This is a genomic window from Nodosilinea sp. P-1105 (genome assembly GCF_012911975.1).
Lineage (GTDB): Bacteria > Cyanobacteriota > Cyanobacteriia > Phormidesmidales > Phormidesmidaceae > Nodosilinea.
The window spans coordinates 45,866-59,070 of record NZ_SMDQ01000017.1; the positions used below are offsets into that span (position 1 = coordinate 45,866).

Genomic DNA, 13,205 nt, shown 5'->3' on the forward strand with positions numbered 1-13,205 from the left:
TTGTCGATACAGGACAGTACCGATTTAGACTTTACCAGTCATCCCCACACGAAAGGGTTCCGCTTTACCAGGTTCCAAGCGCTAGTGACCCCTCAGTCTTCTCTCAGCAACCTTTTCCACAGCACTCAGACAGCCTTCAGTGGGCTCTCAGGCGGCACCCCCACTATAGAACTCATCGGCAGGGAACAAAACACAACCGCCTTGCCGCATCCAAACCTCTAACTACAGTGTTCAAGGAGGCCGAGGTCGCCCAACTGATCGATCAGGCGGGCTTTACAGTATGGCACCGAGATCACCTACTGCCCTGGGCGGCCAACTCAGAGGAGGCCACCTCTAGGGCCACTGAGGCCTGCGACAACTACATGATTCTGCTATCGTCTCAAGCCCTGCAAGACACCCTTTGCTTGCAGGGACTGCTGTTTGCCCTCAGCATGCATAAGCGCATTGTGCCAGTGCAGGTGGAAGCCCTAGATCCGGCTCGTCTGCCTGAACCCTTGCAAACAATTCCCAGGGTGAATTTGCGCCAGCCTCAGTTACCCCTCAGCCAAAGTGATGGGGGCCATCAGTTGTTACACCGTTTGCGTCATCAGGCCGAGTACCATCGCTGGCACACCCAGTTATTGCTCAAAGCCTTAACTTGGGAGCGACAAGGGCGATCGCCCGCTTTACTCCTGAAAGGCCAAGAGCTGTGTCACTACCATCAATGGACTCACAAAGCACTCCTGCGGACTACGTATCACCCCCTTCAGTTGCAAGTGTTGTATGTGGCCGAAAGTCTTAACCAGTCGCCGCTAAGGCCACTTTCCCAGGCTGAAGCCAGGCTCACTCGCGCTAAGACTTGGCTGAGCCAGTTGATCGGCTAGAAAGATTCCGATCAGGCTTAGAGTAATCTATGAAAATAATTATCCGTCTGGCCCACCCTGCGGGAAACGCAAGCTCTACATCCCCCAACCCTTGCTAAGCACGCCCTACGGCCTATTCCCAAAATGGGCTACTTGATACACACAAGTTGTGCTAGACCTCATTCCTTCGTTTTGGCCCCCTTTTCTGGTATGCCCGTAGGGCTATAATCCCCCAATTCTGGGGGACTTTGAGTTCCATATCCCCCTAATTTGCCCTCCGGGCACGCTGCGCGAACGGGGGCTAGGGGGGCCAAAGTTGGCAATTCGGAGCTGCTCAGGTGATACCGATGGAATAGGATAATGACCTCAAACTTCAATGGGGTTATGGCCTGTTGGCGCCAACCCGTACCAGGGATGCCCTGCTTTAAACAACCTCTTAGGAGATATTTAGTTTTTGTGGGAGCATTATCAGCATAATGCATCACCGAGGGGTAAGGCGTCAGCATGGAAAATCAGCACACCTTAGTTGTTCGTGGCTGCATACTGGACTTTGTGAATGACCCCTTCTTTGTGTCAGACACTGAAGCCGTGCGCTTCATCCCCGATGGGGTACTGGTGATCCGCCAGGGGCAGGTGGCGGCCCTAGGCCCCTATGCAGAGCTCGGGTCTACCCTAGGGGGTGTGCCAATCGTCGACTACTCTGGCCAGCTGATCATGCCGGGGATGATTGACACCCACATTCACTATCCCCAAACCGGTATGATGGCCGCCTATGGCGAGCAACTGTTAGAGTGGCTCAACCGTTACACCTTCCCCACCGAGCGCAAGTTCAAAGATCCGGCCTATGCCCGCTCGGTGGCCGATATTTTCCTCGATCAGCTGTTAAGCCATGGCACCACCACCGCCTTGGTGTTTGCAGCGGTTTTCCCCGAGTCGGTAGATGCTTTTTTCGAAGCTGCAGCGGCCCGTAACCTGCGCATGATCAGCGGCAAGGTGATGATGGACCGCAATGCTCCCGATTATTTGAGGGACACGGCCGAAAGTTCCTATGTGGATTCCAAGGCGCTGATTCAGAAGTGGCACGGACGGGGGCGATTGCTCTACGCGGTTACCCCCCGGTTTGCCGGTACCTCTACTCCGGCTCAACTGAAGCTGGCGGCCCGGCTGCTGCAAGAGTTTCCTGATGTCTACCTGCACACCCACCTGTCCGAAAATGTGAATGAGGTGGCCTGGGTGCAGTCCCTCTTCCCTGACAGCAATGGCTATCTAGATGTGTATGACCGGGCCGGGTTAGTGGGCGATCGCGCCGTCTTTGCCCATGGCGTCCAGCTGACAGAGGCCGAGTTCCAGCGGCTCTCGGCGGCCAAGGCGGCGATTTCCTTTTGCCCCACCTCAAATCTATTTTTAGGCAGTGGCTTGTTTAAGATTGAGCAGGCCAAATCCCCCGAGCACCCGGTCAACGTCGGCCTCGGTACGGATGTCGGGGCGGGTACCAGTTTTTCTCTACTGCAAACCGCCAATGAGGCTTACAAGGTGGCTCAACTGCGGGGTCAAAAGCTCTCTGCCTTCAAAGCCCTCTTTTTGGCCACCCTGGGGGGAGCCAGAGCCCTTAGCCTAGACGACAAGCTGGGCAACTTTAACCTAGGCAAAGAGGCTGACTTCATTGTCCTTAACCCCAGGGCAACGCCATTGATGGCCTTTCGCAATTCCCCAGAAGCTCCCGACAGCCTAGAGGCCCTAGCCGATCGCGCCTTCTCCCTAATTATTTTGGGGGACGATCGCACCATCACCGCCACCTATGTCATGGGCCAACTGGCCTACTCATCCCCAGCCCCTTGAACCCCCTGGATAATCCGCGATAGCTCACTTTTCTCATTCACAGAAATGCGAGTCGGGGAGCCGCTGATAATCCGCTCCAAATTGCGGAAGGAAGCCTTAATATCGGGTCCATCCTGATTAATGGTGTACTCGCGAATCCCTTTGTCATGCCAAGAGCCACGCATCTTAAAGACATTGATGGCTCGGGATAGCTCTCCCCGCACCTCAACATATTGCAGCATCAAGATGGTGTCGGTAATGGTAGAAATGTGGGATTCCGTAATCGAATGCAGCCCCATGAACTGCTCTGTGGTGTTGGTGAAAAAGCCGGTAATTTCCTCCTGTTTAGCAAACCCGGTTACCCCAATCACAAATTGCCGGAAAGAGTTATTGCTCACCCCCCGATCTAGGGCCGAGAGGGAGTCAATCGCTATCCGTGAGGGCTTAAACTGCGAGATTTCCGTTTTAATAATTTGCAGGTGGTCTTCCAGTCCGGCAGACTCGGGATAGGCACAGATAATCTTTAGCAGCCCCTTCTCTTCCATGGCTTCAAAGTCAACCCCCCAGGAGTAGGCGTTGCGGGACAACTGAGCCCGAGACTCTTCGTAGGCAAACAGAATAGCCCGTTCTCCGTTTTTGCAGCCATCCACCAAAAACTTACTGACCAGTAGAGTCTTGCCAGTGCCCGTTGCTCCTGTCGCCAAAATAATGGAATCTCTGAAGAAACCACCGCCGCACATTTCATCTAGGGTGGGTACGCCGGACGACACCCGAGCATTAGACGATCGCTGGGTAAGCTGCATCGCCCCGAGGGGGAAGATATTCACCCCATTGTTGGTAATCGTAAACGGGTACTCCCCCTTCATGTGGGTTGTACCCCGCAGTTTTAAAATTTCGATAGTCCGGCGGCGGCGTTCCCCCTCCAGGGCGTTACGCACGATCACCACATTATCGGACACAAATTCTTCTACCCCAAACCGGGCCACAGGACCATACTCATCCAACCGTTCTGTGGTCATCACCGTGGTCACCCCTATCAGCTTCAGGCGAGCCACCAACCGAAAAATTTCCCGCCGCACCACCGAAGCCGCGTCATACTGTTGAAAAACAGCCGTCACCGAATCAATCGATACCCGTCGGGCCTTATATTTCCGAATCGCGTACTGAATTCGTTCAATCAGGGCTGATAGGTCAAAGTTACCGACAATATCTTGCCCTTCAGGATCGGGGGAGGCATCCAAAATAAACAGCTTGCCCTCATCCACCAGCTTTTGCAGGTCCCAACCAAAGCTGTAGGCATTTTGAATAATGTCTTCGGGGGACTCCTCAAAGGTGACGAACACCCCGTTCTCGCCAAAGTCAACAATCCCGTTATAGATAAACTGCACAGCCAGTAGGGTCTTCCCCGTACCTGAAGTACCACTGACCAGCGTCGATCGCCCGGCTGGAATACCACCATGGCTGATGTCATCAAAGCCTTCAATCATGGTGCGGATTTTGCGGACGCCGACCGGAGTCTTAGATTGTTGTGCGTCGTTTTGGGCTGATTCAGTCATGGGTTTTGTTAAGTCCGACCGGGAAATGAATCTTCTTTAGGTTGCTCCAAAAGCAGCTGGGAAGCAGCATCCTGCCACAGGGGTTCAGCACTAAGGGGGGCTGAAGGTTGACCAATACATCTCGATCATAATCATAGAGGTTTCGCGCATTTAGCATACCCCGAACTGGTGGTTCTGAATAAATGGCGTGTCAATCTGTTGTGGTCCTTCAACGTTTTCAGATCTGACTGCTGCTTGGGTTTGCCCCCATGGCCAAGCAGCAACCTAGTCCCCTAAGGCTCAACTAAAGACATCATCTTCCCGCAGTTCGTCATAGAGTAGGTCTAAGCCAATCAGCACCCGCTCTCGGTCTGATAAATCACCAATAATCTTGCGGACGGGCGGTGGCAAAATCTTTGATAAGGTCGGGGTGGCTAAAATCTTGTCTTCTTCAGCCAACTGAGGATTTTTCAGCACGTCAATCACCTTCAGGGCATAGACACCCTGGAACTCTTCCTCCAAGATATTATTCAGGGTTTTAAGGGCCCGAATGGAGTTAGGGGTATTGCCCGCAACGTAGAGCTTGAGAATATAAGTCTTTTTAATGGAGCTCATGGGCAGTTTGGTTAGGATTGAACTAGGACATCGGCTATTGTATCGGGTAATAAGCCTGATCTATAGCATTTTCATGCTGCATAGGTGTGGCCCGCTAGTTGCCAATCAAGGGGGTCACGGCAAGGTATGGGCTGCTCCACTGGCCTACTTTCCCCGGGTTTTGCCCTACACCCGTTCTATGCCCAGTCCAGCTCGAGATCCGCAGGTTTCCCCCAGACAGAACTCCAGGTCTGGACTTGGATGTGGTTTATATCACGGTTCGCGGGGAATAGAACGACGGTACATTTCACAGAGATGGGCAATCACGTCAATCAGCGTCAGGCGATAATCCAGTAAAATCTCCTCGCTGCGCCCTTCTAGCTTTAACTGCTTTGAGAATTCATCCATTAACTCCATATGCATCTCGACAATTTGAGAGACTGAAATATCAACCATAAACGCCTGATTGACAAAATCGTCAATCGCTTGATTCAGCTTAGGGTCATTGGCAAAGTAGCTCAGAATAATTTGGCGGTAGTTTGCCTTCAGCTGCTTCAGAAAGGAATGGCGATCGTCCTGGCTCATATGGCGCAAAAAATTATCAGGATGGCGTTTGTAGTAAACGCCGAGATAGCCGAGGCGAGCTTTTAGTTTTTCAGTCAAACGTTCCTGTTGAGCCCTCAGGGGAAACGGCGACGGCCACTCGATGACTGGAGATGGAGTCGGGATCACGCCGCTGTCTGCGGGTAGCTCTAAAAATGCTTGAATAGCCTGGCGAATGGCCGCTTCGAGTTGTTTGGGCCTGTGAGCGCTGATCCCGACAATAGCTTTATGATAGTGGCTGAGCAGGGGCTTCGGAATGTCTGGAGCATCAGCCATGGCTGTAACCAGGCTGGGTTTGGTTGGTTGCTGCCCCGGTAATACGACCACAGTCGGCAACAGTAACCCTTGCTCTGAAAGGCCCTGCCATAGGTCCTCTGACAACAACGGGGGGTCTAGCACCAGACAGTCTGCCTGACCGTGATTGGCTTGCAGCCAGCCCAGGCAGGCGGGGATTGAATCAGTTTGAGACACCACATAGTTAGACGATTGGGGGCTTTCCGCGATCGCATGGGTGATGTCTTTAGACCGGGTTAAAAAATGTATATGCAGGGGAGAAGCCAAAACAGCTGCGTCTTTCTATGAGCGAAATTGATCTATGAGCGAAATTGCGGTTTACCTACCCAAGCTGACCTGGAGGCGATAAAGGTAGTTCAATTGTAATCGGTGGAAGGCGGAATACCGAGGCTAATCTGAAGCAGGGACTATAGTGCTAACGTAAGGGCTAACTCTGGGCGGCCGTTGGTTTAGGCTTGGCTCCCAAAAGGGCTGCGCTAAACGGGGTACCCAGTTGGGCTCATAGGACCTGCATTTTCGCAATTAAGCGATGTCGTTACCTGCGATCGATCAATTTCTGACCCAGGCCCCGAGCTATACCCTGGACACCCCTTTAGGCACCATTGCCCAGGACTGGCGTCATCAAGCTGTGGAAGGGCATAGCCACCTGATTGTGGTTGATGCCCAGCGTCGTCCGATGGGATCGTTGGCCCTAGGGTGCCTATGGGCAGCGGCGACTGATGTCACGTTGGCCCATTTAGAAGCCGACCTAGAGCCGATTGTGCAGGTAACGGCCCCCCAGACGTTAGCAGAGCTTTGGCCCCTGATGACGGGGGTAAATTCCCAAGTGGTGGTGGTGGTGGATCGGGCGATGACCTATCAAGGGGTGGTGAGTGCTGATCGCCTGCTCGGTTGGGTCGCCCGTCACGCCAAAATGACAGACCAGGGGCTCGTGCCTATGTCTGCCTCGGCGGCATCGCCCCTAGCTCAGGATAATTTAGGCTGGGTGGTCGATCTGAGTCACGCGCTTAAAACCCCGATTACTACGCTACTGGGGCTGTCTACCCTGCTGTTAGATAGTCGGCTGGGGTCTTTGAGCGATCGCCAATTTCGCTATGTTGTCTTGATGCGGCAGGCAGTGCGCAAGATTATGACCTTAGTTAACCAGCTACTTGACTGGTTACGGCTGGAATCTGACCAACTACCGCTCCATCTAGAAGCCCTTGATCTAGAGGCATTTATTACTGATCTGGTCCCGAGCTTTTTGGCGACCAAAAGCGAGGACCTAGTGGTGGACGAGTGGCCCCAACAATTCAAGATTCACCGCCGGGTTACACCGCCGGTGGTGATGGCAGACGCTCTCCGTTTGCGCCAGGGTCTGCACTATGCCCTCGACAGCCTCATGCAGCAGGGGTTTGAGCCCCGATATCTGGAGATCGATGATTGGGGCCGATGGCTAGGCCTTACCCTAGCAGGTCAAAGCCCAGCCCCAGATCCAGCGACCCAGCCATTCCAGATGCCCCCCTCGTCAGAACCCAAACGGATTGCCCCTGATGCCCTAGATGCCCTGGGGTTGACCTTGGCTCAGCGCCTGGTTCAACTCCATGGAGGTGACCTGTGCGAATTGGCACTTCCAGACGAGAAACACCTCACCCTGCTGCTGCCCATGGCCGACCAACCGTTACCCCTAGCTCAGCCCGATCATGCGGCTACAGTGTTGGTGGGGATCGTGGGCCAGCAACCCCAGCTGATTGCCCAGGCTCACCAGGGCTTGCAGGACAGCCGCTACCGGCTGATATCTATCCCCAACCTGAGTCGTTGGACTGCTCTGCAACAACGACTGCCCCTGGCTGGGGTCATCCTCTGTGAGGTTGCCCTCCCTGTGGAGGGGGCTGTGGCTGATCAGACGATGGATCTGCCCTGGAGGTTAGGGGCTGATTGCAGACCGCAAGGGATCGTCACACTAGGATCTGAAAACATCACCAGTTGGCACGGCATACCCGCGATGGCGCTGCCGCCCGATGGTGTTGCTTCTGGGTTAAAGGCGGCCCTAGATGATTTGATTGGGATGACGTCTTGGCCCGCAGCGGTATCCCAGCCCCCGGGGTTAACCCTGCTGCTGTTAAGTGCCGATACCCTAGAGCGGCCCACAGATAGGCTATCCACTAACTTGCAAGCTTGGCTGCAACATTATCACTGTCGCCTATTGCAGGTTGACAATCTCACCCAGGCCAGCGTTCTCAGCCGGGTTTGGCAACCCGATGGGATTATTCTGCTGGGGGCGGAAACCTTAGGGGCTGACTATCTCCAAGCCTTGGCCCAATGCCCTGAGTTGGCCCCCCTCCCCCTGGTGACCTTTGCGGATGTGGCTCAGCCACCGTCGGCCTCTGATCTGGGGCTGCGGTTTGTGCCCTGTGCTCAGGTGGTGCAGCAACCGCCCCAGTTGGGAAGCCTGGCCCTAATTCGGGCAGTAGTGGCTGCCCGCCGGACAGGTTAGGACCCGATAAAGAGATGATGAAAACCCAGATGGTAAGTGGACTAACTCTCAATAATTTTGGGCACATTAATGCTAATTGCTCGGGTTAAGTAAGGCTCTGACTACTCCTCTCACCATGAATAACGCTGAGGCCTATGACTTGGGTCCACAAACTGCTCATCCAGTACGACTGTCCTGCTTGGCGCTGTCAGACTTAATCTGTCGCCTGACCCAGATGATAGCTAGCCCCTCAGACTGGTCAACTAGCCTAGACATGGTTGTTAAGGTAGTGGGGCAGGCCCTGGGCGCGATCGCCGGGGGAGTCTGGCACCAGCCTTGCAACCCAAGGAGTCCTGGCCCTAGCAGCGGCCTAATCTATGGCCCTCCAGCTATACGGAACCCTGCTATCGATGATTTTATTGCCACCGCCTGGGGCCAAACCACCTGGCAGTGGTCATGGGTTGCCCCAGATGCCCCTGATGGATCTCAGCCAGGGGTCTATTCTGGTTTAACCTTGCCCCTCGATCAGCCGGAACGGTTAGCTCTGCTAGCCTGGTTTTTTACCGTTCCCCCAGACTTATCTGCCGATCGCCAGCGTCAGATCACTAAGCTTTGTGCCCACATTAACCATCTCTGGCGGCTGAAACAAACTAGCCTGGCCTTGGGGCAGCAGCAGCAGCGGTATCAAAGCCTGATTGACGTACTGCCGGGTATTGCCTTCCAGGCTAATCCTGATGCCGATTGGTCCATGCGCTACTTAAGCGCGGGTTGTAAACCGTTGACAGGCTACGAGGCTGAGGAGCTGGTGGTGGAGAACGTTTCGCCCCCAGGGGGAGCTATCTCCTATAACCAGGTGATGCACCCAGAGGATCGGGCAACGGTGCTTGCCAGTATTCAGCGGGCCGTTGACACCGGTGAATCCTATGGGGTGGAATATCGCATTGTCACCCGCCAGGGAGACATCAAGTGGGTTTGGGAAAAAGGGGCGGCAACGGTGGATGATCAGGGCCAAATTCAGCAGGTGGAAGGCTTTATTAGCGACATTACGTCTTTGAAGCTATCTGAAGCGGCCCTACGCCAGGTCGAGCAAACCCTCAAAGCGCGGGAAGCTTTCTTACAGTTGGTGCTGAACAGCATTCCCCATCCCGTGTTTTGGAAAGATCGCCAAAGTCGCTACCTCGGCTGTAATCAAGTGTTTGCAGAGGTGATGGGGCTGGCTGACCCGCTCGAGATTATTGGGCAGACCGATGATCAACTGCCCTATATCAGCCAGGAAGAGGCTGAATACTACCAAAACTGCGATCGCATCGTCATGCAGCGCAATCAACCAAACACCAGGGTGATCGAACTCCAGACCTATCCCCAAGGTCAGGGCTGGATCTCTTGCAGTCGCCTGCCCATGCACAATGAGCAGGGGGAGGTGATCGGGATCTTGTGTAGCTTTGAGGATGTCACCGATCACATTACCGCTCAACAGGCTCTGAAGACACGGGAGCAATACCTCAGTACCCTGGCCGAAATTCAGCGCCAGTTAATCGTTAGTCAGTGGGATTGGGATAGTAGCCAGGTGCAGCATATCTTCGCCGCCCTGGGGCGGACTTCTGGGGCCAGTCGAGTTTACTACTACGAGCTATTTAGCGACAGCGATGGCACTCCCCTGATGCGGCAACGGGTGGAATGGTCAGCCCCCGGTATTTTACCCACCACGGCGGATAGACGCTTTCAGGCGATTCCAGTCGTGCCGCTATTTAGCGATTGGCTCAACCAAGTGAACCGCCAGGGTAGCCTCAACTGTACAGTCCATGACTTTACGGTGGCCCAGCGGCAAATTTTGGCGGCCCCGCCCAGCAATATTCAATCCATCCTGTTGCTACCCCTGATGGTCAGAGGTCACATGCAGGGCGTCATGGGCTTTAGCAACTGCCTCATTCCCCAACTTTGGGAACGCTCCGAAGTCGAGCTATTGCGGGTGGCCACTGCCGACATGGGCCTAGCCATCGAACGTCAGCAGGTGGAACGCTCCCTCAAACAGGCAGAGCAAAAATACCGCAGCATTTTTGAGAATGCCGTGGAAGGTATTTTTCAAAGTACGCCAGAAGGACAGTATTTGACCGTCAACCCCATGCTGGCCCGAATTTATGGCTACGACTCCCCCACGGAGTTGATCCACACCCTGGCCGACATCAACCGGCAGCTGTATGTCCAGCCTAACCGCCGTCTCGACTTCGTGAGCCAAATGCAGCAAGCCGGGTCAGTCTTGGGGTTTGAGTCCCAGGTATACCGCAAAGATGGTCAAGTTATTTGGATCTCAGAATCTGCCCGGGCTATCTACAGCGATCGCGGTGAAATTATCGCCTATGAAGGCACCGTTGAAGACATCACCGAGCGTAAACAGAGAGAAGCCGCTATCCTGCGACAGGACCTGCTATTGCAGGGGGTGGCCCAGGCCAGTCAGTGCCTGCTCACCACGGCCGACTTTAGCGACGCCATTGGCCAAGTCTTGCAGATCCTAGGGCAGGCCGCCGCTGCCGATCGCGCCTACATTTATCAGCAGCATCTCCACCCCACCACTGGGGAGCAGGCCATAAGCATGAAATATGAATGGACCCGCGATGGCATTGCGCCTAGTATCGACCAGCCCCACTGGCAAAATCAGTCGTTTAAGCAGCTAGGGATCGAGCGCTGGCACCAGGCCTTTATGACTGGCCAGTCTATCCATGGCCTGACTCGCACCTTCCCTGCCCCAGAGCAAGTCTTGCTCAAGCTCGACCATATTCTATCCATTCTGATGGTCCCCATTTTCATCGATACCCAGCTCTGGGGCTACATTGGCTTTGATGCCTGCCTCGAGCCTTGGGAATGGACCAGCAATGACGAGTCAATTTTGCGAGCTGTTGCCGCTAGTTTAGGGGGAGCCTTGAAGCGACAGCAGACAGAAGCCCAAATGTGCTACCAGGTGTATCACGACACGCTGACCAACCTACCCAACCGGGCCTTTTTTAACCGTCATCTGCCCGAGGTAATTGCCCAAGCGCACGCTACCCAACAGCTGCTGGCGGTGATGTTTTTGGATTTAGACCGCTTCAAAACCATTAACGATACCCTGAGTCACGCCGTGGGCGATCTATTATTGCAGCAGGTGGCCCAGCGCATTGCCACGGCCTTACGTGCAGACGACATCGTTGCCCGCTGGGGGGGGGATGAATTCACCTTAATTTTGCCGCATCTGGCCCATGCCCAAGATGCCGCTAAAATTGCCCAGCGTATTGCCGATCAGATCTCTACCCCGTTTGTGCTGCATACCCACGAATTACATGTGACTTGCAGCATTGGCATTACCCTCTTTCCCCAAGACGGCAACGACATGACAACCCTGCTGCAAAATGCTGATGCTGCCATGTACCGGGCCAAAGAGCGGGGGCGTAACAACTATCAGTTCTATACCGAAAACCTCAGTACCGAGGCTGCCCAGCGACTGAAGTTAGAGAGTTCCTTGCACCATGCCCTGGCCCGCCAAGAATTTATGCTGTACTACCAGCCCCAAATCAACGTGACCACTGGGCAGGCCGAACAGATGGAAGCGCTCTTGCGGTGGCGGCATCCTCAAATGGGGCTGATTCCCCCCTATGAATTTATCCCGCTGGCAGAAGAGAACGGCCTGATTGTGCCCATTGGTGAGTGGGTGATCCGTACCGCTTGCCACCAACTGATGGTCTGGCGGCAAGCGGGTCTTCCCTCAATTAAGGTGGCCGTGAATTTGTCGGCTCGCCAGTTGCAGCATCCTGACCTGGTCAGATTTGTGGCTCAAACCTTGAACGATACGGCACTGCCAGCCCACTGTCTAGAGCTAGAAATTACTGAAACCGCTGCCATGGCCGATGTCCAGGCCTCGATTCAACGGCTGCAAGAGTTACGTCAGCTGGGGGTGCAAATTTCCATGGATGACTTTGGGACCGGTTACTCTTGCCTCAGCTATCTGAAGCAGTTTCCCCTGAATGGTCTCAAGATCGATCGCGCCTTTGTCAAAGACTTGACCACCGACCTGGCTGACCAGGCGATGGCCAAGGCGATTATAGCCATGGCTAAGGGGCTTAATTTAACCGTAGTGGCCGAAGGGGTAGAAACCGAGGCGCAGCGACAGTGTCTATACGCCTTAGGCTGCACCAAAATGCAGGGGTATTTATTTGGCCGCCCCCAACCTCAAGAGGTCGCCGAAGCCTATCTGACTCAATCTAAGCCAATAGTCTGCCCTTAATTCAGCCCATCCAACTACTGCAAGGCGGCTTTCAGACTCTGGCAAAATTTACCGATGGTCTGGAGTGCGGCTTCAGGCGATTCACCGGCCAACCGCTTCACAAAGGCACTCCCCACAATCACCCCGTCAGCTCCCCAGCCCCTCAGTTGTTTAGCCTGGTCAGGATCAGAGACCCCAAACCCAACCCCTACAGGTTTATCGGTGGCTTGCTTGAGGGTATCCAGCAAGTCTTTCACCCGACCTTGCAGCTCACTGCGCATGCCCGTCACCCCTGTGACGCTAACCAGATAGATAAACCCTTGGGCCTGCTGCGCGATCGCCTGAATGCGTGCCATCGGGGATGTGGGAGCCACCAGTAAGGTGACGTCGATGGCATGGGCGGCAGCCGCTTGGAGCACAGCGTCTACCTCTTCCAGCGGCAAATCGGGCACAACTAACCCAGCTACGCCGGCGGCGGCAATATCCGCCATAAAGGTGTCGATGCCTCGGTTCAAGATCGGGTTGTAATAAGTAAATAAAATCAAAGGAGCCTGCAGCTGCGGAGCCACCGATTGGACCATCGTTAGCACCTGATCTAGGGTGACGCCCTGTTGCAGGGCCCGTGTCGCCGCCGCCTGAATAACAGGACCGTCTGCGAGGGGGTCAGAATAAGGGACCCCCAGCTCAATCAAATCAGCCCCATGGCGATCTAGCACCATCAGGGCTTTGGCCGTTGTGTCTAAATCTGGGTCTCCAGCGGTAATAAACGGAATTAGCGCACACAGTCCCTGACTTTTCAGGGTGTGAAACCGCTCAGAAACTTGGGCCAT

General features: G+C 54.6%; 8 protein-coding genes. 4 read left to right on the forward strand and 4 right to left on the reverse strand.

Annotated features, from left to right (window positions below):
* The first annotated feature begins 227 nt into the window (after nt 1-227).
* On the forward strand, nt 228-863 hold the full coding sequence (locus tag E1H13_RS09970) for a TIR domain-containing protein (RefSeq protein WP_169613263.1): 636 nt from the start codon (nt 228-230) through the stop codon (nt 861-863).
* Between the two features lie 483 nt (nt 864-1,346).
* Nucleotides 1,347-2,681, forward strand: a complete 1,335-nt coding sequence (gene guaD / locus E1H13_RS09975) for a guanine deaminase (protein WP_169613264.1) — start codon at nt 1,347-1,349, stop codon at nt 2,679-2,681.
* Here guaD and kaiC read toward each other — a convergent pair.
* From kaiC to E1H13_RS09990, 3 genes are all read right to left on the reverse strand, one after another.
* Entirely contained in the window at nt 2,660-4,216 is a 1,557-nt protein-coding gene (gene kaiC, locus E1H13_RS09980) for a circadian clock protein KaiC (RefSeq protein WP_169613265.1), read from the reverse strand. The two genes, guaD and kaiC, sit on opposite strands and share 22 nt — an antisense overlap.
* Nucleotides 4,217-4,495: 279 nt before the next feature.
* Complete coding sequence (gene kaiB, locus E1H13_RS09985) at nt 4,496-4,810, reverse strand: circadian clock protein KaiB (RefSeq protein WP_169613266.1); 315 nt, start codon at nt 4,808-4,810, stop codon at nt 4,496-4,498.
* A 252-nt stretch (nt 4,811-5,062) separates the two neighbouring features.
* Entirely contained in the window at nt 5,063-5,953 is an 891-nt protein-coding gene (locus E1H13_RS09990; RefSeq protein WP_240966570.1) for a circadian clock protein KaiA, read from the reverse strand.
* A 262-nt stretch (nt 5,954-6,215) separates the two neighbouring features.
* On the opposite strand from E1H13_RS09990, the gene E1H13_RS09995 reads away from it, so the two are divergent.
* Nucleotides 6,216-8,162: a HAMP domain-containing histidine kinase gene (locus E1H13_RS09995; protein ID WP_169613267.1), complete on the forward strand. Its 1,947-nt coding sequence runs from the start codon at nt 6,216-6,218 to the stop codon at nt 8,160-8,162.
* 115 nt (nt 8,163-8,277) lie between these two features.
* A complete protein-coding gene (locus tag E1H13_RS10000; protein ID WP_240966571.1) occupies nt 8,278-12,396 on the forward strand; it encodes an EAL domain-containing protein in 4,119 nt (1,372 codons plus the stop codon).
* Nucleotides 12,397-12,410: 14 nt separating this feature from the next.
* Here the strand turns inward: E1H13_RS10000 and trpA are convergent, their stop codons facing one another.
* On the reverse strand, nt 12,411-13,205 hold the full coding sequence (gene trpA, locus E1H13_RS10005) for a tryptophan synthase subunit alpha (RefSeq protein WP_169613268.1): 795 nt from the start codon (nt 13,203-13,205) through the stop codon (nt 12,411-12,413).